This window comes from Vibrio sp. 10N.247.310.23, assembly GCF_041467155.1.
Classification (GTDB): Bacteria; Pseudomonadota; Gammaproteobacteria; order Enterobacterales; family Vibrionaceae; genus Vibrio; species Vibrio crassostreae_C.
Window position 1 is genome coordinate 70,202 of record NZ_JBFSTZ010000013.1, and the last position, 25,912, is coordinate 96,113.

A 25,912-nucleotide genomic window follows, 5' to 3' on the forward strand; every position below is an offset into this window, starting at 1 on the left:
ACGATTACTCTTCTACTTTATTGGGCGCTTGAGCGCTTTCAGACACTTCGACCATCACTTGTTTGAACTTCACCGTCATGCGCTCTAAACGCGCTTTTTCAGAATCGGTTTCAAACTCTTCTAAGGCAATACGCTTCGTAAACACGTCCATCGGGCTCAGTTCAGATAAGGTCTCTGCCGACTCTTGCTCTAATGCTTGATTACGACGCTCTCTTGCTCGGCGCAGTTGAAGTACTTCCACATTCAATCCTTCGGTCAGTGCGCGCATACGTTCTTGTAGATCCGACAAGTAATCTTGCGCTTGCACTTCTATCGATAACCATACGCTTTGGTCGCTATCTAAACCTATGTATTGGTTAAGCTGAGATTCGATCTCGCTCAAGTCGCCTTTGATTTCAGCTAGAGGTTGGAATGTGGGAACAGGCAGTTGAGAAATGGTGCGCTCACCTTCAACAAACTCAACCACACACACTTGTTTTTGAGACTTAAGTTCATCAAAACTTAGTGGGATTGGAGAGCCTGAATAACGAATGTATTCACGCTTTGCCACCACTTGTGGGCGGTGGATATGACCAAGTGCAATATAGTCTGCGTCTGGGAAGCCATCAGCGGCAAAACCATCAAGGTTACCGACATAAATGTCACGCACCGAATCCGATTGTTGAACCCCCATCGCCGTTAAATGACCTGTGGCGATGATCGGTATGTGTTCGCTGTTTTCAAACGTCGCACGTTTTTTTACAGCGGCATCATAAACACTTTGGTAGTGCTGTTTGATTGCATCGCCGAGTTGTTTTTGGCGCTCAACGCCTGTGACACCCGCCTGACTGGTCAACACATCGCGAGGGCGAATAAAAGGAATGGCACAAACCAGCGCTTCTACATCGCCGTTCTTGCCTTTTAGTTCGACAACCTGAGTCGCATGATCTTCATTGGTATTAGGAATCACGTCTGCGCCCATGTATTTGAGCAGCTGTTGTGTCTCTTTTAGCACAGACACCGAATCGTGATTTCCACCTAACAACACCAGTTGACAGTCGATCTTGTTCGAGTCGACCACGAACTTGTTATACATCTCACGAGCGTAACTCGGCGGTGTGCTGGTATCGAAAATATCGCCAGCAACAATGATCGCGTCGATGTCGTGCTCTGTAACTTGCTCAAGTAACCATTGTAAGAACCGTTCATGTTCATTCTTACGGCTTTTATTGTAGAAGTTTTGGCCAAGGTGCCAATCGGACGTGTGAAGAATCTTCATTGCTGCTCACTGGAAGTCTGTAATACCTTTAATCTACCAAAATAGTCGAGATAATTCCCTTTTATAAGCTTGTGAAAACCAACTAATTTCAGGCTTTGGACCAACTCCGCCCATAGCGTGACCAATCGTTATTTTTGACATAAAAAAACCGCTCAACGTTAGAGCGGTTATAGGTGTCCATGACATTAGCTGTAAGTTATTTCACAGAGGTCATTAAAAATTGTATGAAGCACCCAGTGTTACTGTGCTAAATGCGACATCTTTGCTGCTTAGACGAACTTTATTGCCATTGATATAAGCGTAGTTTTCTATGTTCACAGCATCTGCTTGCGAGATCAGGCGAAGTGTTAAGTTCTCCACTGGGTTGTATTCCACACCAACACCAAAATGGAAACCAGCACCAGAATCGTCACCGTAAAAAGCACTGTTGCTAGAGTTCAAATCTACGTAGCTCAGACCTGCGGTTACAAACGGACGAATTGAATTATCAAATGTGTAACCTACGTTTGCTGCAACAGAAAGAGAAGTTGGTGAAAGCAGCTTAGTACCAAACTTTTCGTAGTCAGCGTAATCCGTGTAACCAAGTTCAATACCAACAATGCGGTTAAATTGGTAACCACCGTAAAGGCTGTACCCCATGCTTTCAGCATCTAAATTGCCGCCGCCATCAGTGTCTGAATCTTGATACACACCAAGGCCGGCGCCAATGTATGGACCGCCCTCGATACCAGCAGCAAATGTAGGAAGTGAAACTAAGCCAACTAGGCCCAATAGAAATGATGATTTAAGCATGAAAATACCCTTTTTTTGTCTGTCCTACAGCAACGTTGACCAACAGCCAATAGTTTCCGACACTATTCCGCCTGTTGCGTTACTGTTTAAAATAAATTAAATAACCAGCTCCTAATGAATAATAAAACACTGTTCATTTACGGAGCGAATGAGAAAGTACCACAAGATTTTTAGGTCATCAAACGAAAAATCATAGATATTTAGTTAAGTCTTATTTATGAGATAGATGTATTTCCTGAGAAGTAACGAGTACTAAAATACGTATAAACCTGATAGTAAATCTGAGCATTATCAATATTAAGTTCATTATAATCATGCCGTTACCGTACTAACTAAATTGTTACTCGTTCTCAAAAACAACCTGAATCTTCACGCCTAAACATAAAAGCCCATCCTACTCCTCTCTTTTTCCAATAAAAGATATAAAGAGAAGAATGAGTTTAATTTTGGGAGGGTATTTATTTAGAACAGCCTGCTATTAAAATATATTTCAATTTAATTCATATTATTAACGAGCTTCAGCGAGACTAGCCAAATAGTTATTCGTTAAATAAAAGCCGCTGAACTTCTCAATAAAGTCCGCAGGAACGGTTTTATCGGTCAAGCCAGATTCAATCAGCGCCACTTGCCACTTCTGTACTTTCGGGAAGCCTTCAAGCATATCAAAACCAGAGCCCTCTTTAATTACTGACGCTCGGTGCAACAGTGGTAGCCAAGCGATGTCGACGTTAGAGATGTAATCGCCTTTGAAGAAGTCGCTGTCACCCAGCTTGTTCTCGGCCTTTTGGAAGGATTTTTGAAGATTCGCTAAACGTGTCTCAAAGGTTTCTTTGTCTTTACTGCCCATCGTTCCACATTGCGGCATGTAATGTTTGCTTGCCTGATAAGACCAAGCGCGATCTAGTGCTTTTTGCTCTGCAGACACCTCTTCTATCGGCGAATATTTATCGTCTAAGTATTCAACAATTGCATCTGACTCAAACAGAACTGTGTCATTTTCTGTAATCAATACTGGCACTTGTCCGTTTGGCGAAATATCTAGGAACCATTGAGGTTTATTATTTAGCTCAATGTATTCAATTTCAAATGGGACATTTTTCATTACTAAAGCACCCATTACACGTTGAACAAATGGGCAGTTTTTAAAGCTAACAAGTTTAATCATGGTTGACTCCGAATTAGGTCATTAATTTGTATTTGTACCCCTAAGACGAACGCCAAAACCGAAAGACGAAAAATAATTCTATTTTTTTGGAAATAATTAAATGCGGAGATAATTAAAGGCAGTCACTTTAAGTCGTCACTTTCGGTAGGAACTTTAGATAATATGTTTGAATGCCTAATTACGAGCGGCTAAACGATCAAAGATATTGCAATAGACGCCATGATCATGCCTACGACAAATTCCAACACCTTCCACGCTCTCGGGTTCTTAAACATTGGAGCCAAGAAGCGTGCGCCATATCCAAGTGAAAAGAAGAACACAAACGACGCCGATACTGCACCAGCGCCAAACAACATTTGATTAGGTTGATATTGCGTTGAGATAGAACCCAGCAATACCACAGTATCCAAATACACATGCGGATTAAGCCAAGTAAACGCCAAACACATCGCAATCGCTTTGGTTAACGAGTCTTTGGTTTCAGCAGTGGCTTCTAAGGCGTGTGTTTCAGTAAATGCTGAACGGAAGCTTAAGAATGAGTAGACACCCAAAAAGATAGCGCCGCCATAACGAGCGAGCTGCTCAATTTGTGGGAACTGTTTAACGATTGCGCCAAAGCCTGTAACGCCGAAGCTAATTAGTAAGGCATCAGAAATGGCACATACAGCACAAACTGCCAATACGTGTTGATTCTTAAGCCCTTGCTTTAAAACAAACGCATTTTGAGAGCCAATCGCAAGAATCAGCGAAAGGCCAAGGGAGAAACCTGCAAAGTAAGTCGACATCTAAAGCTAGTCTCTTAACGCAACTCAATACTCATAAACTGGCTGTGCGGGTCTAACACATAATCAGCAAAGGGTTCACAGTATCCGAAGCCAAACTTTTCATACAGGTTACGCGCAGCCTTAAAGTAGTCTTCTGAGCCGGTCTCTAAACTGATTGTTTGATACTGGCGGGCGGTTGCTGTATCCAATACGTGCTGTAAAAGTTGGCTCGCAACACCTGACTTTCGAGCAAACTGTGAGGTTCTCATCGATTTGAGTTCAGCGTGTTGGGTATTTAGCTCTTTAATGGCAACACACCCAAGTAGTTGGCTGTCTTTCCAAGCACTGAAAAAAGTAATCTCTGGTGACTTGAGCCCATCTAGATCCAGTGCATGAACGCTTTCGGCTGGCGAAGTGGCGTACATATCAGCGAGGTGCTCTTCAAGTAATTCAATGACTTCCCCACCCGACAAGTCATCCACCTTAATTTCTATTGAAGCACTGCTTTCCAATGCTGTTCTATTTTCCATTGAACCCTGTGCATTTATTGCTGATGTCATTGTTTCAACTCTCCTTGTTTAGTTCGCTTATTTAGCTTGAGTGATTTGGTTTTTATCAACAGCCCACTTTCCTGAATTGTTTCCTTTTCAAGAACTCGGTTTGAATCAGTAAAATTACTGATTAATCATAAAATTATAAATGTCACACTGGGTTTACCTAGATACCATATTTTTCCTATCTCGTCTCGTGATAAAAGCGTTCCGCAAAGCCCGTATGGTCGCTGCATTGAGGGAGCAACACCTGTTTTAGTTAACGAATAAGTAGTCAGGGCAAAGTGAATAGCGATGACACGCGTACTGATGTTGTTGGCAGCTTAAACATCCCTTTAAACGGTCTCATTTAAAACGACCATAAGTTAGAAAATAAAACGCTTTCATTGATCGAATATTTGATTGCGATTTTCCAATTTCGGTATATGATGCGCCACCCTAATTTTTCAGCTTATGCTGCAGGCAAATATGTCCGCCAACGCACTCTATACCGACCTATCCGGTTACTATGATTTAATGTGTGTAGATATTGACTACCAAGCGCAAAGTAACTGCGTACGTAGACTCCATCAAATCTTTGGAAATGAAGGAAAAACACACCTCGACTTAGCTTGTGGCACTGGCCCACACGTTCGTCATTTTATTGATTTCGGTTACCAAAGCGGTGGCCTAGATCTTAACAAGCCGATGTTAGATATCGCAGAAGTTCGCTGCCCGGAAGCCAAGTTCTCAGTACAAAACATGAGTAACTTTGAGGTCACGGAACCACTCGATCTTATCACTTGCTTCCTGTATTCCATCCATTACAACGATGGCCTTGAGAAGCTTAAAGAGTGTATTGAAAGTGTGCATCGTGCGTTAAAGCCAGAAGGTATTTTCTGTTTTAACGTGGTTGATAAAGACAAGATCAGCAACGACCTGTTTGTTAGACACACAACAAACCAAGACAAAGACGATTTCACGTTCCGTTCTGGTTGGTATTACTCTGGTCAGGGTGATAAGCTTAGCATCGAAAAGACGACTGCTGGTGAAACTCAAGTGTGGAATGATGAACACCCAATGGTGGCATTCTCGTTTAAAGAGTTAATCGAGATATTGAAGCCCTACTTCGAGGTTAATATCTTCGAGCACGATTACGACAAGCTGATTCCTTGGGATACTCAGTCCGGTAATGCGCTGATCACATGTGTCAAAATCTAGATTAATAGATAAACGGCAAATTAAACCAAATCTATAGATCAAAAAAGAACCCACACTCGCCATTCTCCTTTTAGAGCATCAGCCAGTGTGGGTTCTTTTGTATCAAGCTATCAGTTACTGAACTCTAAATTAGAAGTCCGCTGTCATACCTACGTAGTAAGTACGTGGCTCTTCAACATAGCCCATGCTCTCTAGCTCTTGTGATACAGCTTCGTCAGTTAAGTTCGTGATACCTGCACGTAGTCGTACTGAAGCATTCACGTTGTAGATAGCACCTAGGTTCAGCGTTGTGTAAGCGTCTTGAGTTAGATCGCTTTCGATCTGACGTTCACCACGGTAACGCGCACTCACGAAGGTACTTAGATCGTAAGTTGGGCTCCAGTTCAGTTTAACTAAACCCGAATGCTTGTAACGCTCAAGTAATTCGTCACCAGTAGACTTATCTTCAGTGTCTAAGAATGTGTAATTACCAGACACACCCCATTCATCAGTAATTTGGAATTGGCCTGTAAGCTCAGCACCTTGAACTACAGCCTCTGATACGTTTGTATAAGTACGCTTACCATTCACATAGCCAGTTGAGCTTGAACTATCAGCGCAACCTTTACCCGATTCAAACACTCCGCCGTTCTCACAATAGGTTTCATCACGATCAATTAGGTCGTTGATTTCATTTCGGAATAAGGCACCTTCAACATTCCAACGAGGTTGGCTATAAATCGCAGCGATCTCATAGTTCAAGCTGGTTTCGGGCTTAAGATCTTCATTACCATGTAAATCACATACGCCTTTACAGCTATTAACTGTGTAGTCTGTCTGATTTTGAGTCAATGTTGGTGCTTTAAATGCTTTACCCACACCACCCTTGATGATCAGGTCATTCGTTGTTTGATGAACCAAGTACACACGTGGGCTGAACTCTTCACCGTACAGTTCATGCTTATCTAAACGACCACCAATGGTTGCCGTTAGTTGATCCGTCATTAACCATTGGTCTTGAACAAATAACGCACCTTGATAAGCTTCAGATGTACCATTGACTAAGTTTTCTTTGTTGGTTAATTCACTCAACTGGTAGTCCATACCAAACGTTACGGTGTGACTATCACCAAGATAAGTGGTCGCCGAAGCTTCAACAATTTGAGTCAGCTCTTCGATGTCACTGCTATAGTTAGTATCTGAGTCCGCAGCATCATTATCTGTCACATTTTCACGTGAATAACGTACTTGCGTGTCACCCCAGCTCCAAAAACCACTATGTGTGATCGCTTGGCTCTGACGTACAACACGTGTGTCAGACTCAATCACAGATGATACGTTTTCCGCAGATGACTCACGTTCGTCGTCACTGTAACCAAAATCGAAATCAATGGTTTGGTTGTCTGTTGCATTCCATGTCAGGCTCGCGAGTAAGCTTAATGTCTCTCTTTCTTCTAACGCAGTAATGTCTGAACGATCGTAACCAGAGCTATGCGTACCAGAATAGGGTTGCCAAGCATCACGGCTAGTTTGGTTAACAGATAGGCGAGCAAACAACTCGTCTTCAATCAACGCACCAGATGTCGTGAAGCCCATCGAATACTCTTCCCCTCCATCACCATCAAGTGGAGATGAAGTGTCCATGCTCAGTGTAGAGCTCCAATCGTTTTCTGGAGCCTTAGTGATGATGTTGATTGTACCGCCCATACCATCTGAACCGTAAAGTGCAGACATTGGGCCACGGATTATTTCAACACGTTCGATCGAATCAGCAGGAATCGTTGATAGGTCAAAGTCGTTACCACGGATGATGGCACTTGCAGAGCTTAAACGACGACCGTTCACCATGATAAGAGTGTAATCTGAATCCATACCACGAATAGAGATCATCTGACGGCCAGCACGTGTGCTATCAAAATCAGACTCAACACTCGTTGATTCGGCAACGATGTCTGCCAAGGTAATACCAGGGCTGTCTTCAATGTCTTGCGCGGTGATAACCGACATTGAAGCTGGCGCTTGTTTTAGTGCCATCTCGGTACGAGTTGCCGTAACAACCATTTGCTCATCTGTTGCTTGCGCTTCTTCTTGCGCCAACACGTTAGCTGAAAGTGAGGTACAAATAACAGCGACTGCGATCGAAAGGGGTTTACGAACCAAAAGAGGTTTGCGAATCAAAAGAGATCTCTCAGACATGATATTCATTCTTATATGTGATTGGTAATGATAATGGTTTGCATTAAACAACCAACTACCACTCTTATCAACGAAAGTTTCATACCAAAAATCGATTCTCGTTATTCACCATTCAAATAATGAAAGAGATCTATATCCAACTCGATAGGTATTCGTAATTTTCATTCACCCTGCAGATGGATTATGTATAAAGCTCTTTGAATATATTGCGAACCCAGCGACACATCGGGTCGTTATGAAAGCGCTTATGCCAGTATAAGTAGACGTCTTCTGATGGGTGGCGCAACGCTTTAGGCACGCGTTTACAAACAAGATCTCTTTGCGTAGCGGCTTGTTGAGCAAAAGGTGTCGGTAAATGAAAGATGATGTCGGTTGCTTCTGCCATATCCGGCGCGACGTTAAAATTGGAAAGCTGAATTGGAATGGACAGCTGGCGCTGCTTATCAATCAAGCCAAGATCTTTAAATCGACTTTCGATCGAGAGCTTCTTATCCCCTTGCAGTGAGATTTGACCAAGTTGGCTATTCAACAAGTCATCAACCGTGATCTCTTTGTCCGCCAAAGGATGTTTTTTACTCATCAGCAAACGGTAATCGCGGCTAATCACGAACATTCGATACAAATTTTGCTCTGAACTTAACGGCTCGTGGGTCGACAACACAAAGTGCGCATCACCGGATAACAGAGGCTCAAAGTGTCGTTTAGGAATCGAGTCGATATCAACAGTCATGTTTGGCGCTTGTTGACGTATCTCCGCAACTACCTTGGGCAGCAAGTGCGCGACATTAGGCACTAAACCAAAGAAGCGAACCGTACTGTCACTGCTTTGCGGTTCGAATACATCGCCATGTACCAGCTTTTCTAAACGTGTCAGTACCGAATTGAGATCTTGCTTAATGGCTTCTGCTTTTGGCGTTAACTCATAGCCATAAGCCGCTCGCACCAACAAATCATCGTTAAATACAGTGCGCAGTTTTTGCAGCGAACGACTCACCGTAGGTTGGCTCATATCCAACGCTAAGGCTGTGTTTGAGACGTGCTTTTCTTCGAGAAGATGTTTGAGGATGACTAAGAGATTGAGGTCGACTTGAGCAAGATTCATTATGCAAATATTAACAATATATAAAATTCAATGTGCGCATAGTGCTATTTCTTAACATGTAATACAATTGATAATCACTCCTATTTTGATCTAGAGCAATATGCAGAGCAGAGTTTAAGGTTAAGTGGGTTTTAAAGCTCTAAGTCAGAACTGTTTAAACATAAAAAAGAGAGGTACAATGGCCTCTCTTTGATCGTCTACTTTATATTGCTAGCGTTGAGCTATCAGACTACAGCTTTGTCCAAGCATCTTGCCAGTATTGGCTATCTGCTGGAGCGTAAGACGCGCTTGCACACCATGCCGTGTATGGCCAAGGCTTACATTCGTACAAGCCATTATCGCTGCCGACCACAATGTCACCCGCTGCGTAGTTGGTGCCCGCTTCATATGGAGGATAATCACCTGGAGGAGGTGTTGTACCACCACCGTCTTTAACAGCGAACGAATCGTTTACCATCACCATTTCACCGTCAGATGCTTTACCGACCACTTCAAGTCCATATTGCCCTTCCGCTACATCGTATAAGTCGATGGTAATGGCGCGGCTGTCCGTTACGTTAACCTTAGTTTGCTCAACCACAGTACCTGCACTGTTGATCACCGTAGCGGTAACATCTAACGCTTCATTTGATGTCAGTGTTAGATCTAAACGAACATTGCCGTTATCTGGCGCATATTCTGATTGAAGCCCTGAAACAGCAAGCTCTAAGTCATCGCCCGGATCTGGGTTACCACCACAAGAAGAATCTGAAACTTTTCTCCAAACGCCCCACTCACCTGTCGTTCCAGGTTCTTCGCCGCGAGTGTACCACCCTGCTCCCCACGTTGAACCGTCATGAGATACTTGGTCACCTTCAACATAAACGGTGTCGGCATCCCATGCAGCAGCACAGTTAGAACCATCAGTTACAGATACCTTACGGTCAGCGGTTACAGTTTGGTTCGCGCTGTCTGTTACGCTATACACAAGTGTGTAGTTGCCGATTTCATTTACATCGACACTGCCAGTGTGTGTGATGGTGCTTGTCAGGTCGCCATCTTCTGCATCATTCGCCGTCACGCCTGCCATTGCATCAAACGCAGTTCCCAACACAACAGTCGTGTCAGACACACCATTAAATACTGGCTTCTGGCTGTAAACCTCTACCGTTCTCGCTTTAGTGGCTTCGTTGTTATCGCTGTCTTTCACTCGGTAAGTCAAAACGTAAGTGCCAATAACACTGGTTTCAACGTAACCTTCAACATCGATTGATGACGTTAGATCGCCGTCTTCTTTGTCTGTTGCCGTCACGCCATCCATAGGATCAAACGTTGTGCCGTGAAGAACACGCGTATTTTCGACACCTTTAAGAACGGGCTCGCCCTCGACTGGTGGTGGCGTTACCTGACCGTGTACAAACGGGCCGTAGTCTTTAATGAACTGCTCGTTGTATTGTTGGCCGTTTTTGTTGGTGCCCATGTCCCAGTTAATAGACCAAGTCATTACACCACGTAGCGGTTGACCTTGCGCCGTTAGGCTATCAAATGCGTCGTATAAATCTTGTGGCTCTTGTACAAAACCGGTTGCTGCAGCATCGATGCTTGAAGGAATACCAAACACCAGCTTGTCATGTGGGATCTTGTGGAAACCACGCGTTCCGTTGATAAGAGAATCAGAAATGTAGTAGATGAACTCTTCTTTTAACGCATCGTTGTTTTGAGCAATCCAACCCACGCCTTCAACCCAGATACCATCGCCACCTTGGTTGTAGAATTGTGGGTTAATCCAGTCGTAATAGCCTTCTAGATTATCGATATAAGGAACGTACTTACCGCCTGTCGTGAGATACGGGAACTCAGGCGCCATAGTAATAAGGAAGTTTTTACCTTCAGCACGGTAGTGGTCTTTTACCAACTTAAGAGCATCAGGAATCACGGTTTGATTGTTTGCTGCGGTTACGGCTGCTTGTTCAAGGTCGATATCTAGGCCATCGAAACCGTAACGCTCAGTTAGACGGATAATCTCATCAGCAAAGGCTCTTTCATCACCGGTTTCTAGCTCTACGTGTGCATCCGCACCACCTAAAGCCAACAGCACAGAGCGACCTTGCTTGTTGAGTTCCGAGATTTGGTCAATAAATTGTTCTTCTGAAAGCCCAATGGTTGGGTCCAGTTTAAAAGTTGGGATTCGACCATCAGCCACATCGTAGACCTTCATGAATGACACATTCACGATGTTGTACATTGGGTTCACTTCATCCAGCGTCACACATGGCGCATTACCACCTTGGTAGCCGCCACCGTCACACCAGTTATGCCAATAGCCAACCACCACGCCAGAGTCTGGATTCGTCATATCTGAACCATTCGCATAAACAGCGCCAGACATTGCCGCCATGCCGAGCGATACTGCTAATTGTAGAGCTTTACGTTTCAACATTAGTCCCACTTCCTTACTTAACAGCTGTGCCAATCACAACCGAACCAATTCATTGTAATCATGAATATTTATAGAAAAGTAATGGAATTTTTAGGAAAAGATGACCTTTGATTTAACTTGTGATTTTAAGTCACAGATTGAATATCAGAATCAATATGACTTTGACTTTTCATTCAAATTGAAATGCTAAAAACTGTTATTTTCGGTCAAATACATTGACCATGAAAATACTTAATCAATCTTAATTCACTAAGATAATTAACCAAAAATATAAAAAATCACCGATAGGAAAAAATAAACTTTAAATCGGCAAAAATCACCCCAAATACGCCGTAATTACTGACCTAAGACCAGATACCATTGCGAGTGATATCACTAAAACAGCCTGGATATAGCCATCATACATGTGCTAGCAATACACACGTATAACGGAATATAGGAGCAAGAATTTGTAGGATTTTGAATGTATACGTCGGGAGTTTTTCAGTTAACCGTCAGTGCCAGATGAATAATATGCATCCAATAGTGAAATAAAATTCACCTTATCAAGTTCATTAAGTTGATTAATTCCAGCCGCTGCTTTTCTTCCTCCGCCAGTCGCAAAACTTGAGCAAATTTCGTCTGCACCCGTTCTATTTGATAATGGCGCACGTAAGCTCACCGTGTAAGACTCGCCGTCTTGGTTTTTCGTTAATACTGCTAGCGCTCGGTTTGGATCTTGATTAACGATTTCATTACCAAATACGCCACTGATGCGCCTTGCCCAAGTCTCGCCTGGTAGTTCAAACACACGTGCGACTTCACTTTCATAAACAGGAGCAAGGTTTGATAACTGCTGGCAATCATTTTGATAAGCAGCTCGCAGTCGATAAAACACAGAGTCTTTATCATCCAAAAGATCAAACGGATTCGGGTATTGATAAAGGGTTTTGTAGAGCTCAGCTGGCGTGAAATGCAAATCACTCAGTGACGAACCGTAACCGTTGTAGTTAACCAAGGTACCTAGCTCTTCTAGAAACTCTTTTTGAGATTGAGCGAATCCATTTTCATCCGCTAGCCGCGCCGCCACCGTTTTTAGATTGTCGCCAAAGGCAGCTGCGATTGCCCAAGCCACATGCGCACCATTCAGCTTCTGGTTAATCAGCAAGCTCGTGCAGCTCTCTGGCGCGGTATCAATCAGAGTATCTAAATGACTAGAAGTTGGGACATCCCCTGTTCGGTGGTGATCGCAATAAAATACATTGATGTTTGCGTCTAGCAGTGAGTGCAGTGCAGGCAGGTTTTTCTCCATCGATACATCTAAAACGGTAACGGAAGAAACATCACCTTGCTTACCCGGCTCCATAGTTTGAGTAACAACTTGAGAGACCAACTTAATATCACGCTTAACACCAGTAATGAGCACGCTCTCTCTTGGCTCACTTAATCGCAGCTGTAACAACGCGATTATGCCATCTGCGTCTCCGTTGAATACGTCGTAGTGCATGTTGTTCCTTTTACTCTCAATCAGATTAGGCTTGAAGTTTATATCTGTATTTTTACAAGCACCGTTGTTTATTATCAATATCAACTTGTTAGGTGATATAACTCTATTGAACATAGCGGTTATTCACGGCTTGTGCTATTGATCAAAAACTCAAGATTATACGAAATACGCTTAATCTCACTTCAAAACTATGAGCGCGTTCCTTGTATGGCTTTTGAAAGTTTAATATCGAAGTTGATAACCTTTTGTTCATGTACATAAAAGTGACCACAACGAACCGTTACGCTTTGATACAATTAGAGTTGGATTAGTTAGGTTTTTACTCGAATTGACATTTATAAGCGTTTAAAATGACTTTCGAGTTAGCGAAAACTTTCAATTCAAACCACAGATCCAAAGGTACACTGCATTTCCATGATCAACTTCGAACCCAAACGCCCTTATCAAACCCTCGGTCTTATCTTGAGAAAAGAACTATCTGATGGTCTTTACCCGATTGGAAGTCGTTTACCGCCCGAGCGAGATATTGCTGAGCGTCTATCCGTGAGCAGAGCTGTGGTTAGAGAAGCAATCATCATGCTGGAACTTGAGGGACTCGTTGAAGTAAAGAAAGGCTCGGGAGTGTACATCGTTAACTTACCGACTACATCAACAGTGGCACAAAATGAAGATGTAGGTCCTTTTGAAATGCTTCAAGCAAGACAGTTATTGGAAAGCAGTATTGCTGAGTTTGCTGCAACACAAGCAACCCCTGCTGATATCGAAAAAATGCGTGAAGCTCTAGAAATTGAGCGCCGCGAAATTGAAAACAATGTCCAAAATCCGGTTGGTGACAGAATGTTCCATCAGTGTATTGCCGAAGCGACACAGAATTCTGTGCTGGTCGATATTCTAAAGGAATCGTGGGAACGTCGTGAGTCTAGCCCTATGTGGAAGATACTGCATACACATATCGAGATCCAAGACTATAGGAAAGAGTGGCTAGATGATCATGCTGCTATTTTGCTAGCAATGAGACGCAAGAACCCAATCGAAGCCAAGCAAGCGATGTGGCAACATCTAGAACATGTGAAGATTAGGCTTTTAGAGCTTTCTGATTTTACCGACCCTAATTTTGATGGTTATCTGTTTAACTCCATTCCCGCTATCGCGACATCAAAAGACAATCTTTAGAAAATTGGTGACATAAAATACTTATGTCACCTGATTTTTACGGAGTGATCTCCTCACCAGTTTCTACATTGAGCTTAAAAGACTGGCCCGCATGGGCAAGTATCAAAGTATTTTCGTCAGTTAACACGTAATCTATTGGTTGTTTTAAGCAACTCATAACCACTTGATGTTGCTGCTGTTCTTCTATGAACCATTCTAGATGTTTAATATCTTTCTGAGCGTCAGATTCAACATTCCCTTTGAAACCATCACCGTCATCAATTTCACTTGTTAACTTAACTACACAAGAAGGATCACTCATCATTCCAAGATAATAAGTTTCTTGTTCATGGTACAAATCAACACTCCCCCCCTTAATAACAACTTCGAGCGGGGTATGGGCTCGCCATTGCATCGATTTGGGTTCAGATAGCCTAATGTTGTCGACAATAACGACCCCGTTATCTGCAACTTGTATTATTGTTCGCACAAACGACTCACAACTCTCATAAGCATTCGCGAGATCTAGAACGACACATTGAAACTCATTGCTATCAATTCGAGTGATTACTGTTGCTTGAGCTGTTGCGCAATCTATCTTCTGACCTTCAGTCGCGTTGGTAACGCTATCGTCTAAATTGACACCACCAAATAAGGGTAAATTATGCGCCTGCGTAGTTCGAGTCCATAAACTATGATGTTTGCTACCAAACCTATAGCCATAACTGCCACTCGGAGTAAGAACATTAACGCCATCATCGACTAGTGCAACATTCCCTTGATCAGCATGGCGATGAGAACTATTACCAAACTTACTTGCTCGGTAGTACACCGACATTTTACTATGGGCAGTTTTACCTAACCCTGCGTATGAATAGTAAATGTTGTTCGACGCAGGGCTCACACACAGAGCAGTCTCGTCAGAAACAAACGCCTCATTTGAAGTCATTAACGTATTAGAAACGGTTGAATGTTGACCCGATTTTTCAAATTGTAACTGCGGATACGTCGGTACTATATCTAATAAATGGAGCTTGTAAGTCTCAATATTGGACTCTAACTTCTTGGACTCTAATATCGACTTCGTACAACCATACCGTGGTGCATATATTCTGAGTGGATTTTGCGCAAAGAAACCAGGCCACTCTTTACCTTCTCTCTTGCACCAGAAGCCATCACCAAAGGGATGAATTCGATCGTTATTCGCCACAAAGTCCAAAGCAAACTTAACGTAATTCTTATAAAACGGGTGATTATAGAAAGAAAAGCCACTTAAACGCTCAACCGACAAGAAAAACGGATGGTGCCACTTGGTATAGGAAGAAGAATAAAAAGGCCCCTCAACCCAACTGCCATCTTTTCCGCCATAGAAAGGCAACACACCTCGGTAAATCATTAAGGCGTAATTAAGCCAACGTTCACAAGTTTTAAGTTCAAACTCTTTGTGTAACACAAGGGCAGCAACGCCTAAGTAAGCAGGCAAACGCGATGTATGTGAATGTCCCGGGTACTGTTTAAACTTATCTTGCTCTAAGCGCTCTTCCATTTGATAGGCATATCGAATTAAGAGCGGCCTGACGAATGAACACTCGTCGGTCGTCAGCAATGGAGACAACCAATGATAGGCAAGATACAAATTTCGCGTCATTGACAGGCCAATTTCATCTCCCCACGTACAAGGCCTTAACAGTGACGCCGGGCCTTCAGGGCTCCACTCGGATAAGCGCAATAAAATTTGGCATGCCTTATGTCCTGCCACCTCATCACCCCACACCTTATATAGTAATGTTAGTGCGATAAGATCGCGATCAATCCAACGTCTTACGTTAGCGATAGCTGTACGCTTCCCTTCTTCATTACCACGGCGATAATGATTAGAATATAAAATGTCATCTATATCAGTTAGTTCAACACTATTGCGTAACTTGTCTCTTGCACTTAATGAAGCATTGCTGACTGCGTCAATATCTTCATCGAGATACATCATAAACTGGTCTTTATTAGTACACAGTGAGAATAGTGACATAGCGTCCGGTGCCAAGTAGTTTTCTGACTCCGTCGTGATTTCAAAAACAATCCAATCAGATTTTGCTAGAGTATTGAGGCAAGTCACTCTCCAGCGATAGCTACCTTGAGGTAACTGAAATGTCGGTTGTAAAGGAGACTGCACCGATTTCCAATCCCATTTTTGCTCACCGTCTTTGTCTTCAAGTTCGATGTTATATGCAGAACCATAATCTCCTTGAGGCCAATTGAAACTTGGGGGATTGACTGAGGAAATTTCGTTACAAGGCGACAAAAAAATTTGGAAATCATGCGTTCTTTCTAGTTGTAGCATGTGTTACTCCTCTATTTCGACCAATGATATTGCCCTGTCTCTGCATCAATATGACCAATTTGCTTCGCTGGGGTCCCTGCAAAAATCGAATATGGGGGCACATCGGATGTCACTACCGAATTAGCACAAATCAATGAACATTTACCGATGCTCACTCCTGGAGTGACAACAACACCAGATGTCAACCAAACACCCTTTGCGATTGTGACCTTTCCGCTTTCCAAATCACTACGACCACTAAAGCTCTCTGAAGTCGGGTCAAATAAATGATTAGACGCAACGACAGAAACATGTGGCCCTACCAAAACGTCTTCACCAACCTCCACATCACCATTAATGTAGCTGTATAGGCCTATATAACTTCGTGTTCCGATTTGGTTTTCACCAATGCGAACGATAGCTCCTGGAGCAACTCGAACATTATTGTTGGTGAAGCCTAAGATTTGAGCTCTCGACTCGTCATCATGTTTATTATTACTTTGTGTTGTATATAGGGTGAATTTTCTAAATTCCTCATCCGAAAGTTCACCGCCAAATTTTTGTTGAACCGACATATCATCACCTATAAATAAAGGGAAGTAACAGTAACGACTTCCCTTATTGATTATCAATATTTTCACTGACACTAAATAAGCTAATCCGATAATATCCCTGGGTTAGCTTAATTTAAAAACCCAATATCGAATTGAAAACACATTAATTAAAATTAGACCGAGTCAATGCATACTCGACACCACGAATCTCAGCTAAGCCTTTTAAACGGCCTATGCAAGAATACCCTGGGTTTGTTTTTTTATTTAAGTCGTCAATAATTTGGTGACCATGATCAGGCCGCATTGGAATTAAATCACTTTGTCCATTATTAGTACGACGATTTTCTTCTTTAAGAAGTGCAAATATCACTTCATACATATCAACATCACCATTGAGATGAGCTGCTTCATGGAAGTTGCCGGGTTCTTCTTCGCGCTTTGTTGAACGCAGATGCGTGAAATAAATTCGATCACCAAAAGTTTCAATCATCTTCACAAGATCGTTATCGTCTCGCACGCCATAAGACCCGGTACACATAGTAATACCGTTCATTTTGCTCGGTACACGATGCGTCAAGAATTCGATATCTTCAATCGTAGATACCACTCGCGGTAAACCAAGAATTGGCCGTGGTGGATCATCAGGGTGAATGGCCAACTTCACGCCGTACTCTTCACACACTGGGGTAATTTCGTTTAGGAAGTAAACTAAATTTTCACGTAACTTATTGCCGTCAATGTGTTGGTACTGATCCAGTTGCTCTCTAAACTGCTGAAGAGTATAGCCTTCTTCCGCACCTGGTAGACCAGCGATGATATTCGATGTTAGCTGTGCAATTTTGTCATCAGGCATGTTAGAAAAACGAGTTCGAGCAAGTGCAATGTCTTCTTTTGAATACTCTTCATGTGCACCTTCTCGTTCTAGTATGCATAGCTCAAAAACAGCAAAGTCAATATGGTCAAACCTTAATGCTTTTGAGCCATCTGGGAGTACATACTCTAAATCTGTTCTCGTCCAATCAAGAACTGGCATAAAGTTATAGCAAACTGTATCAACTCCGCATTCAGATAAATTGATAATAGATTGCTTATAGTGCTCTATCCATTGAATGAAATTTCCAGTTTGAGTCTTGATCTCTTCATGAACAGGGATACTTTCGACAACTTCCCATGTAAGTGAATTTTCTTCTATTAACTTTTTACGTTTTAGTATTTCTTCTTTAGACCATATTTCACCATTCTTAATATGATGTAATGCCGTTACGATTCCTGTTGCCCCAGCCTGACGAATATCATTAAGCGTTACAATATCATTTGGACCATACCATCGCCAAGTTTGCTTCATAAGTTATTACCTATTATTAATTTTTTTGATGAAGCCTTATTAAGGCTTCATCTGATATTTTATTTAATTAGACAGTGTAAGCTTTTAGTTTTACATCATTTAACTTACCAGCTCGTAGTAATAGCCAAGATATAAACCCGACAATCGCTGCCATTAATACAAATAACATTCTTCCCCACATAGGGTTTGGTATCAGCGTTAATAGGAGAAGCGCTGCACTTGTCGCCAATAACACTCGACCAAGTAAAATGTACTGTTGTCTATCAGCTTCGAAGCTTTGAGGCGAATCTTCTACAATTACTGGAGTTTCTGCATTACTAAAGAACTCTGCGATTTCTTCAGCACGCTTACCTGTTGGCTCTTTATAGAAAAGTTGAGTCAGCAAGAAGAAACCACCTGTGATAATAATGTGCCCTGTTACGCCCATGGTTATCGATTTCATTTCAGCGAATTCACGACTAGACAATGGTTCAGATAAATTAAACAGGCTTTCGATCATTGGTGCATTTGTTGAAGCAATAACGGCTGAAACACAAGCGCCTACGGTAATGGTTGCCCAACATGACCAATCTGGAGTCTTCTTGATAAAGAAACAAAGCAGTGACGGAATAAGCACAGGGAACGCGACAAGCGTACTCACCATCATAAGTGCATCAAATAGACCAAAATCTTGCAGTTTGCTCATGAACAAGCCACAAACAATAATCAACAAGCCGAATACCACGGTAGAAACTTTACTTGCAAACAAGATCGATTTATCTGATTTGTCTTTTGCCATGTAAGGTTCATAAACGTTTTTAATGAATATGCCGGCATTTCTATTTAATGCAGAGTCCATTGACGACATGGTTGCAGCAAACATAGCTGACATCATCAAGCCAACCATCCCAACGGGCATCTCGTTACGAACGAAGACAAAATAAGTGGCATTAGAAATATCTTTGCCTAGAACATCGAGGCCCCATGTAGACATATCTGGGTAATTTCCGCTTACATACCAAGCAGGAAGGAACCAAATGAAAGGTCCAAACGCCATTAGACAACACGCTAGGATTGCAGCTTTACGTGCATTATTAGTATCTTTTGCTGCAATATAGCGGTAAGAATCAATCATATTGTTTGTACTGAAGAACTGTTTGATGAAAATACAGATAAACCAGCCAACAAATAAGTAGGTATAGCTATACCCTTCTCCAACAAACCCTTGATCAGGCAAACCCGCTTCTAGGATTGGTGCTACACCACCAGATTTGTATATCGCTACGATTGTCGCTATGAAGGTAACAACAGTAATGATGATCATCTGTATAAAGTCTGATGCAACTACAGCCCAACTTCCGCCGACCAGAGACATAAGAAGTACAACCATACCCGCAGCAACTATCGTTGTTTCAATTGGGATATTAAATACCGCACTTGCAAAGATCGCTAATGCATTCAGCCATAGCGCAGCCTGAAGTACACTCGACGGTACCGTCGCCCACGTTACAACTTGCTCGCTAACAGGACCAAAACGTTTGCGAATGCCTTGGATTGGACTGATAACTCGCATCTGTCGAGCTCTTGCAGCAAAGAATAAGTAGTTACAAAAGTAACCAAGAGCATTCGCAAAAAAGATAACAGAGATGGATAAGCCAACATCAAGAGCTTTTCCCATTACGCCAGTAAACGTCATAGCACTCAGTGCTTGAAGAAATGCTGTGGACCCAACCATCCACCACAACATTTTGCCTCCCCCCCTAAAGTAATCACTTGTCGATGACGTTGCTGATCGAAACATCCAACCTACTCCGAGGAGGAAAACGAAGTAGCCTATAACTATAAGTATATCGATATTCATAATGATCCCTAACCGTGATATTTAAAAACTAAACACCTTTCGCTTTCTTTTATATCGCCCCTAGATATTGGCTGTCAAAATTGGTCTACCAATTGGTTGACACTTCTCACAAAAAAATAAATCTTTGATGATATGCCGTTTAAATAATACAAATGAATGTTACTCTCTAATGGTAATTTTTATAGCCGTCTGATTTTAAAAATTGGAGTGAGAGTGCGGAAATATGAATAAAAATGTTTTAAATCAATACTTAAAAGAAGAACAGAGAATTGTTCACATTGGCTTAGGGGCTTTTCATCGAGCTCATCAAGCTTTATATACAAGCGAATTGTTAGACAATAAAAAGTCTAACTGGACGATCTGTTCCATTAACTTATTTGGTTCACAATCGCTTATTCAGCAGTTAAGAGAGCAAGGTCATTGCTACACTGTTTTGGAGAGAGGTGCGACAAGCGAACAAATAAAAATATCAAAGGCAATCACTCAATCCTTACATCCAGATCTAGACGGTCAGTCGACTATCATCGAAAAAATTGCGAATCCAAACGTTCGTATAGTCTCAATGACTATCACAGAAAAAGGCTATTGCATTGAACCAAGTACTGGCTCTCTTGATGTTAACAATCGTCTCATCCAGCTCGATCTCGACTCACCTTCTCGTCCAGTGTCCGCCATCGGTTATATCGTTGAAGGTTTAAGACTCAGAAAAGAAAGGAATATTAACGCGTTCACCGTATTGTCTTGCGACAATATTCAAAACAATGGAGAAGTAGCGAAGTCGGCTATTCTTAGTTTTGCAAAATTGGTCGACTTGGAGTTGTATTCTTGGATAGAGGCTAATGTCACATTCCCAAACACTATGGTAGACCGTATTGTTCCAGCGGCGAGTAAAGAAAGCTTATCTTATATAGAAACAGCTATCGGCTACTCGGATCCATGTGCCATCGCTTGTGAACCTTTTCGACAATGGGTAATAGAAGATAAGTTTGCAATTGGTCGACCAAATTGGGATGAAGTGGGCGCGCAATTTGTCGATGATGTCATACCTTTTGAAGAGATGAAGCTACGCATGCTAAATGGTAGTCACTCACTTCTTGCGTACTTGGGATACTTGAGTGGTTATAAGTATGTGTCAGAAGCGATTTCAGACCCATATTTTAAGAAGGTGATTCTAGACTTCATGATGAATGAGCAAACGCCTTCATTGTCGTTACCAAAGGAAACTGACATTGCAGCTTACGCAGATTCGCTGATTGAACGTTTCTCTAACCCAAATTTAAAACACCTTACCTCTCAGATAGCAATGGACGGAAGTCAGAAATTACCACCACGATTTTGTGAATCTCTCAAATATAACCGTGAAAATGCTGTTCAAACAACTTGGTTAGAGTTGGGCATTGCAGGGTGGATGGCTTATGTGATTGGCATGGATGACAACGGCGATGCTATCGAGGTTCATGATCCAATGGCTGGCGTGTTCAAGCAAATCAAACAAGAAAGTAAAACGCCTCGTGAAGCTGTCATTTCTTTATTAAGCATTGATGGTATTTTTGAATCTAGCCTTCTTGCAGATGCCGAATTCGTAAATAAGATAGTCGACCTTTTCGAATGTATTCAAGAGGTTGGTGCAATGCAAACTTTACATAACTTAACAAAAACACTGAACTTAAAGGGCTAGGCATGGAATACAAAAATAAGTTGATTCGATTTGGTCAGAACCGCGTTTGGCGCTCTTACAGTGGTGGTAAGGTTTTAGACCAAATTAATAACGAAAGCGTTCCGGTCGACTCTCATTTTCCTGAAGACTGGATTGCATCGGTCACTAAAGCCGTTAACCCAGGTCGAGAAACAATCAGTGAAGGTCAATCAACTGCGATTATCGGCGATCACTCACTCGATTTCGCCGAATTATTAGATCTAGATCCTGAGTATTTTTTAGGTAAAGAGCACTTCAGTAGATTCGGTCCTAACCCTATGGTTTTGATTAAGTTTCTAGACTCTTCAATTCGCTTACATTTCCAAGCACACCCAACCAGAGAGTTTGCCCAAAAGCACCTAGATTCAAATTCAGGCAAGGCTGAAGCCTACTATATTTTACAAGTTCGTGAGGAGATTGATGATCCTTATATTTATCTCGGATTTCAGACGCCTCCGACTAAAGAAACGTTGAAAGAGATCATTGTTGAACAAGACATTAACCGACTGAAAACTTGCTTCGAAAAAATCAAAGTATCTCCTGGTGAGTGTTACTTTATTCCAGGAGGAATGCCTCACGCGATTGGCGAAGGCATTCTAATGATTGAGATAATGGAACCATCGGACTGGGCTGTTCGATTTGAGTTTGAACGAGCTGGTTATACACTTCCTGAAGAAGCTCGCTACATGAAGCGAGATTTGGACTTTTGCCTTGATGTTTTTGACTATTCAGAGAAGTCGGTTGAAGCTGTGGCAACTCAGAACAAAAAGACACCTCAACTATTAACAGCTTATGCTGACGGATCGGTAAAAGAGTCTCTCATTGACGACAAAACAACCGACAGATATCGAGTTTGTCGCACAAAAGTCATTAGCAGCATCACCAAATCTGAGAACGACTTTTATGTCGGTGTTATTGCTGCTGGCAGTTGTACGATTAAATTAGACGAAGAAATTTTAGTACTCAATAAGTACGATAAATTTTTCTGCCCGGCTGGCATTGAAAATATCACGATAGAAACAGACGATGGCGTCGAGATTATTGAATGCTACCCACCATTAACGAATTAATCCTGAGTTAACGTATTGAAATGGAACCAATAAAACTTTATTACGACGCCTTTATCTTTGATATGGATGGAACATTAGTAAACTCCGAGCCGCTCAAAGGCCAAGCATTAGCGCTGACCTGTAAAGACTATGGTTCCATCGTTGACCACCGTATTTATCAAAATGTAATGGGTATGAAATGGGAAAATGTCGTTCAGTATTTTTTCAAAGTTGGAGAAATCGAACCAGAGAGACAAGAGTTTAACGATAAATTTAAGGAACATTATCAATTACTCCTTTCACAAAGATTATCTATCAATAAAGGTGTCGTTGGCCTCCTACAGCAACTAAAATCTTCTGGGAAGCGATGTGCGGTTGTAACTTCTGCGCAACAGTGGATGGCTAACCAAATACTGGAAGCTTGTAAACTTGAGCACTTGTTTGATCTTGTCATCGCTAAAGAGCATGTTTCAATGCACAAGCCAGATCCGGAAGCTTATTTGTTGGCGCTATCTAGATTAAATGTAACCGCAAGTAAAACCATTATCTTTGAAGACTCGGCTCCAGGACTTCAGGCTGGTTTAGCTAGTGGTTGTGAAGTCATTGCATTTCAACATTCTTTCAACATAAACAATGATTTTTCAGGTGCGTTAAAAATCATTGATGATTTCTCACTTGTCAGTTAAGACCAAAATGCTCACCCTAAGTTTATTTGACTTATTGTATGACATATATCACAGCAACTTGTACCCAAATGATATTAAAATAGAAATCCCCCACTCAAAGATAAAGAGACGAATGAACACTACCACCACTCTTGTTTATGACACTTTGAAAAGCCTTGCTGCTCACGCTCCTGAGCAACATGCCGAGATTCGCCAGCGTTTATATGAGCAGTTGAGCCTGCCATTTAACAAGCAGCTCTCGTTATACGCGAATGTGCTTGGTCCTATCAGCTCAGGTAAGTTAGCGGGATGCGACAATATTGATAAAGCGGTTGAACTGGCACTGGATGTGCTGGAAGGCCGAAATAAGTAGTCCCCCCCTTTAATACGTAATATAACGGCCCAGATCTTCCCCCAGATCGGGCCGTTTTTTTATTCTCGTCATTTATCTATTTGAATTTCAGGCACAAAAAAGGCGTAGATGATCCACGCCTTTTGTTTTAGTAAGTTCTATGTTGTTTATGAAGTCTTGAACTGCGCGACCGCTTGGTCCATATCGTTCGCTTGCTCTGCTACCTTGTCCACTTCAACTAAGCAATGCTGCGCCGAAGCGTTATTGTCGTTCGAGATAGTGTTCAGCTCAGTAATTGAGTCACTCACTTGCGCCATTACTGCGCCCTGCTCTTCAATCGCTGAAGCAATACGTTCTGAATTACCTTGGATGCTTTCCATGTCGCTCAAGATAAGTTGCAAGCTCGCATCCAGCTCTTCCGAATCTTTCAGCGTTAGTTGACCTTGTTGATTACACTCGCCAATCTCTGCCATCGACGCCTGCATCTGGCTTTGAATTGCACTCACCACGGAAGTTATCTCTGTGGTCGATTGATGCGTTCTGCTTGCTAGTGCGCGTACTTCATCGGCAACTACCGCAAAGCCACGACCTTGTTCACCCGCACGTGCTGCTTCAATTGCTGCGTTCAATGCCAATAGGTTAGTTTGTTCTGCAATGCCTTGGATGATGTTTACTGCATCGCCGATCTGGTCAACATGATGGTTCAGTGAACTGATCGAATCTTGGCTGCTTGAAAGACGTTCAGACAACTGGGTGATGTTGCTGATGGTTTCAACCACCACTTCACGGCCTTTATCGGCATTCACTTTCGCTTGATGTACACCTTCAGCGGCAACCGATGTGCTTTCAGAGATCTCGCCAATGGTGAGTACCATCTCTTGAACTGACATTGTCATTGTAGATGTGTGATTTGCTTGAACTTCAAACTGTTTGATTACTGACTCTAGCTCATCATGCATGTTCGATGTGCTTTGTGTCAGTTGCAGTGACTTAGATTGAGAGGCAGCGATAAGCCCTTCCAGTTGATCCAACAGTTGGTTGAAGTATTGGCCTAGCGTGCTGAGTTCGTCTTTACCATCTAGGTGAGAGCGAATAGACACGTCGTTTGAGTTAACGATATTACGGATAACCGAAAGCAGTGACTCAATTTTGCCAATGATAGAACGGACGATTAACCAGCTGAACAGAATGATCGACACAAGTAGTGTGACGCAAAGGATGTTGTTGATCAGCGATAGTTTGTCCATCTCTTGCTGCGTTTGTTGGTCTAGCACCGCCGAGAATTCTTTAAACTGAGTCTCGATAACGTGCGAACCAGAACGCGCTTCGCCTAGCAGGCCTTCGTTATGCTTCAAACCGATCACGCGCTTTTGCTCAACCACTTGGCGAGCAGCGTCTATCAAAGCAGCTGAGCTACTCATATTTGAAGTTATAGAAAGAACACTCGGGTCAAACTCCCCCTTCTCAATTAAGTCATTGAACAGGTAAAGCTCGATTTTTTGTTCCGCACTGGCTGTCGCGCTGATGTTATCGAGCAAAACATGAAACTCGCCTAGCATACCTTTGTCACGTGATAGCCCATAGACTTCGCTCGCTTTTACTAGGTTAACAAAGCTGGTGTGGTAAGTTTCGATGTCTTCACGTAGGTGTGTGCTGTTGGCTAAGCCTAAATCACTGAGCACTGTATCTAGCTCAGATTCAGACGCTAAGAATTTGTTGTAGTTTACGTCGAACTTGGCGAGGTACTTCATATCACTACGTAATAGGAAATCTTTCTCGTTACGGCGAAGATTGAGTAGTCGCACTTCAAGTTCTTTGGTGATTTGTTTGGCTTCGCTCATTTGAGCGGTGGTGTCTGCAAATTGCGATGTGGTAAACAACAATGAAATCATGCCGAAGATGGAGAACATCCCCAACGAATAGAGCTTTTTCTTTATATTCATATACGTGGCTCGTCTTTACTAAATTAACTATGAGTATCTAATTGATCGCATCGAAGCATGGAATACAACTCGTGCGACCTGGTTATT

Annotated in this window: 20 protein-coding genes; 6 read left to right on the forward strand and 14 right to left on the reverse strand. The window is 42.3% G+C overall.

Going from position 1 to position 25,912, the window contains the following annotated elements; genetic code table 11:
• Positions 1-4: 4 nt before the first annotated feature.
• From sbcD to AB6D93_RS12035, 5 genes are all read right to left on the reverse strand, one after another.
• Positions 5-1,258, reverse strand: a complete 1,254-nt coding sequence (gene sbcD, locus AB6D93_RS12015) for an exonuclease subunit SbcD (RefSeq protein ID WP_102333281.1) — start codon at positions 1,256-1,258, stop codon at positions 5-7.
• A 213-nt stretch (positions 1,259-1,471) separates the two neighbouring features.
• Positions 1,472-2,050 (reverse strand): porin family protein, encoded by a 579-nt coding sequence (locus AB6D93_RS12020; RefSeq protein ID WP_017083561.1) that lies wholly within the window; start codon positions 2,048-2,050, stop codon positions 1,472-1,474.
• A gap of 508 nt (positions 2,051-2,558) precedes the next feature.
• Positions 2,559-3,215: a glutathione S-transferase family protein gene (locus AB6D93_RS12025; RefSeq protein WP_065681884.1), complete on the reverse strand. Its 657-nt coding sequence runs from the start codon at positions 3,213-3,215 to the stop codon at positions 2,559-2,561.
• 188 nt (positions 3,216-3,403) lie between these two features.
• Complete coding sequence (locus tag AB6D93_RS12030) at positions 3,404-4,000, reverse strand: LysE/ArgO family amino acid transporter (protein ID WP_102333280.1); 597 nt, start codon at positions 3,998-4,000, stop codon at positions 3,404-3,406.
• Between the two features lie 14 nt (positions 4,001-4,014).
• The gene (locus tag AB6D93_RS12035; protein WP_017059192.1) at positions 4,015-4,539 is read right to left on the reverse strand and encodes a GNAT family N-acetyltransferase; all 525 of its coding nucleotides are present in this window, start codon (positions 4,537-4,539) and stop codon (positions 4,015-4,017) included.
• Positions 4,540-4,998: 459 nt separating this feature from the next.
• Between AB6D93_RS12035 and AB6D93_RS12040 the strand changes: the two genes are divergently transcribed.
• On the forward strand, positions 4,999-5,730 hold the full coding sequence (locus AB6D93_RS12040; protein ID WP_102333279.1) for a class I SAM-dependent methyltransferase: 732 nt from the start codon (positions 4,999-5,001) through the stop codon (positions 5,728-5,730).
• Between the two features lie 129 nt (positions 5,731-5,859).
• Here AB6D93_RS12040 and AB6D93_RS12045 read toward each other — a convergent pair whose 3' ends face one another.
• The 4 genes from AB6D93_RS12045 to AB6D93_RS12060 form a co-directional block, all read right to left on the reverse strand.
• The gene (locus AB6D93_RS12045; RefSeq protein WP_102333278.1) at positions 5,860-7,905 is read right to left on the reverse strand and encodes a TonB-dependent receptor domain-containing protein; all 2,046 of its coding nucleotides are present in this window, start codon (positions 7,903-7,905) and stop codon (positions 5,860-5,862) included.
• A gap of 181 nt (positions 7,906-8,086) precedes the next feature.
• Positions 8,087-9,007: a LysR family transcriptional regulator gene (locus AB6D93_RS12050; protein WP_017059189.1), complete on the reverse strand. Its 921-nt coding sequence runs from the start codon at positions 9,005-9,007 to the stop codon at positions 8,087-8,089.
• Positions 9,008-9,236: 229 nt separating this feature from the next.
• Positions 9,237-11,426, reverse strand: coding sequence for an immunoglobulin-like domain-containing protein (locus tag AB6D93_RS12055; protein ID WP_102333277.1), 2,190 nt, complete (start codon positions 11,424-11,426; stop codon positions 9,237-9,239).
• Positions 11,427-11,913: 487 nt separating this feature from the next.
• Entirely contained in the window at positions 11,914-12,912 is a 999-nt protein-coding gene (locus tag AB6D93_RS12060; protein WP_102333276.1) for an acetyltransferase, read from the reverse strand.
• Between the two features lie 414 nt (positions 12,913-13,326).
• On the opposite strand from AB6D93_RS12060, the gene AB6D93_RS12065 reads away from it, so the two are divergent.
• Positions 13,327-14,085 carry an FCD domain-containing protein gene (locus tag AB6D93_RS12065; RefSeq protein ID WP_083190198.1) on the forward strand — a complete coding sequence of 253 codons (759 nt, stop codon included), beginning with the start codon at positions 13,327-13,329 and terminating at the stop codon, positions 14,083-14,085.
• A gap of 37 nt (positions 14,086-14,122) precedes the next feature.
• On the opposite strand, the gene AB6D93_RS12070 is transcribed toward AB6D93_RS12065, so the two are convergent.
• The 4 genes from AB6D93_RS12070 to AB6D93_RS12085 form a co-directional block, all read right to left on the reverse strand.
• On the reverse strand, positions 14,123-16,402 hold the full coding sequence (locus AB6D93_RS12070; RefSeq protein ID WP_102333275.1) for a heparinase II/III family protein: 2,280 nt from the start codon (positions 16,400-16,402) through the stop codon (positions 14,123-14,125).
• Positions 16,403-16,413: 11 nt separating this feature from the next.
• Positions 16,414-16,956, reverse strand: coding sequence for an acyltransferase (locus AB6D93_RS12075; RefSeq protein ID WP_065101257.1), 543 nt, complete (start codon positions 16,954-16,956; stop codon positions 16,414-16,416).
• A 142-nt stretch (positions 16,957-17,098) separates the two neighbouring features.
• Entirely contained in the window at positions 17,099-18,280 is a 1,182-nt protein-coding gene (uxuA, locus tag AB6D93_RS12080; RefSeq protein WP_102333274.1) for a mannonate dehydratase, read from the reverse strand.
• A gap of 67 nt (positions 18,281-18,347) precedes the next feature.
• Complete coding sequence (locus tag AB6D93_RS12085; RefSeq protein ID WP_102333273.1) at positions 18,348-20,120, reverse strand: sodium:solute symporter family transporter; 1,773 nt, start codon at positions 20,118-20,120, stop codon at positions 18,348-18,350.
• A gap of 223 nt (positions 20,121-20,343) precedes the next feature.
• On the opposite strand from AB6D93_RS12085, the gene AB6D93_RS12090 reads away from it, so the two are divergent.
• The 4 genes from AB6D93_RS12090 to AB6D93_RS12105 all read left to right on the forward strand — a co-directional run bounded on the left by AB6D93_RS12090 (position 20,344) and on the right by AB6D93_RS12105 (position 23,903).
• Entirely contained in the window at positions 20,344-21,798 is a 1,455-nt protein-coding gene (locus AB6D93_RS12090; RefSeq protein ID WP_102333272.1) for a mannitol dehydrogenase family protein, read from the forward strand.
• A 2-nt stretch (positions 21,799-21,800) separates the two neighbouring features.
• On the forward strand, positions 21,801-22,886 hold the full coding sequence (locus AB6D93_RS12095) for a class I mannose-6-phosphate isomerase (protein ID WP_065583617.1): 1,086 nt from the start codon (positions 21,801-21,803) through the stop codon (positions 22,884-22,886).
• 20 nt (positions 22,887-22,906) lie between these two features.
• Positions 22,907-23,551, forward strand: a complete 645-nt coding sequence (locus AB6D93_RS12100; RefSeq protein WP_065583616.1) for an HAD family phosphatase — start codon at positions 22,907-22,909, stop codon at positions 23,549-23,551.
• 112 nt (positions 23,552-23,663) lie between these two features.
• Complete coding sequence (locus AB6D93_RS12105) at positions 23,664-23,903, forward strand: PAS factor family protein (RefSeq protein ID WP_004733935.1); 240 nt, start codon at positions 23,664-23,666, stop codon at positions 23,901-23,903.
• Positions 23,904-24,049: 146 nt separating this feature from the next.
• On the opposite strand, the gene AB6D93_RS12110 is transcribed toward AB6D93_RS12105, so the two are convergent.
• Positions 24,050-25,774 carry a methyl-accepting chemotaxis protein gene (locus AB6D93_RS12110; protein ID WP_102333406.1) on the reverse strand — a complete coding sequence of 575 codons (1,725 nt, stop codon included), beginning with the start codon at positions 25,772-25,774 and terminating at the stop codon, positions 24,050-24,052.
• Positions 25,775-25,912: the final 138 nt, after the last annotated feature.

Excerpts from the sequence above, each read along its gene's own strand:
- sbcD (WP_102333281.1), bottom strand. The coding sequence starts at position 1,258 with ATGAAGATTCTTCACACGTCCGATTGGCACCTTGGCCAAAACTTCTAC.
- AB6D93_RS12020 (WP_017083561.1), bottom strand. The coding sequence starts at position 2,050 with ATGCTTAAATCATCATTTCTATTGGGCCTAGTTGGCTTAGTTTCACTT.
- AB6D93_RS12025 (WP_065681884.1), bottom strand. The coding sequence starts at position 3,215 with ATGATTAAACTTGTTAGCTTTAAAAACTGCCCATTTGTTCAACGTGTA.
- AB6D93_RS12030 (WP_102333280.1), bottom strand. The coding sequence starts at position 4,000 with ATGTCGACTTACTTTGCAGGTTTCTCCCTTGGCCTTTCGCTGATTCTT.
- AB6D93_RS12035 (WP_017059192.1), bottom strand. The coding sequence starts at position 4,539 with ATGACATCAGCAATAAATGCACAGGGTTCAATGGAAAATAGAACAGCA.
- AB6D93_RS12040 (WP_102333279.1), top strand. The coding sequence starts at position 4,999 with ATGTCCGCCAACGCACTCTATACCGACCTATCCGGTTACTATGATTTA.
- AB6D93_RS12045 (WP_102333278.1), bottom strand. The coding sequence starts at position 7,905 with ATGTCTGAGAGATCTCTTTTGATTCGCAAACCTCTTTTGGTTCGTAAA.
- AB6D93_RS12050 (WP_017059189.1), bottom strand. The coding sequence starts at position 9,007 with ATGAATCTTGCTCAAGTCGACCTCAATCTCTTAGTCATCCTCAAACAT.
- AB6D93_RS12055 (WP_102333277.1), bottom strand. The coding sequence starts at position 11,426 with ATGTTGAAACGTAAAGCTCTACAATTAGCAGTATCGCTCGGCATGGCG.
- AB6D93_RS12060 (WP_102333276.1), bottom strand. The coding sequence starts at position 12,912 with ATGCACTACGACGTATTCAACGGAGACGCAGATGGCATAATCGCGTTG.
- AB6D93_RS12065 (WP_083190198.1), top strand. The coding sequence starts at position 13,327 with ATGATCAACTTCGAACCCAAACGCCCTTATCAAACCCTCGGTCTTATC.
- AB6D93_RS12070 (WP_102333275.1), bottom strand. The coding sequence starts at position 16,402 with ATGCTACAACTAGAAAGAACGCATGATTTCCAAATTTTTTTGTCGCCT.
- AB6D93_RS12075 (WP_065101257.1), bottom strand. The coding sequence starts at position 16,956 with ATGTCGGTTCAACAAAAATTTGGCGGTGAACTTTCGGATGAGGAATTT.
- uxuA (WP_102333274.1), bottom strand. The coding sequence starts at position 18,280 with ATGAAGCAAACTTGGCGATGGTATGGTCCAAATGATATTGTAACGCTT.
- AB6D93_RS12085 (WP_102333273.1), bottom strand. The coding sequence starts at position 20,120 with ATGAATATCGATATACTTATAGTTATAGGCTACTTCGTTTTCCTCCTC.
- AB6D93_RS12090 (WP_102333272.1), top strand. The coding sequence starts at position 20,344 with ATGAATAAAAATGTTTTAAATCAATACTTAAAAGAAGAACAGAGAATT.
- AB6D93_RS12095 (WP_065583617.1), top strand. The coding sequence starts at position 21,801 with ATGGAATACAAAAATAAGTTGATTCGATTTGGTCAGAACCGCGTTTGG.
- AB6D93_RS12100 (WP_065583616.1), top strand. The coding sequence starts at position 22,907 with ATGGAACCAATAAAACTTTATTACGACGCCTTTATCTTTGATATGGAT.
- AB6D93_RS12105 (WP_004733935.1), top strand. The coding sequence starts at position 23,664 with ATGAACACTACCACCACTCTTGTTTATGACACTTTGAAAAGCCTTGCT.
- AB6D93_RS12110 (WP_102333406.1), bottom strand. The coding sequence starts at position 25,774 with ATGATTTCATTGTTGTTTACCACATCGCAATTTGCAGACACCACCGCT.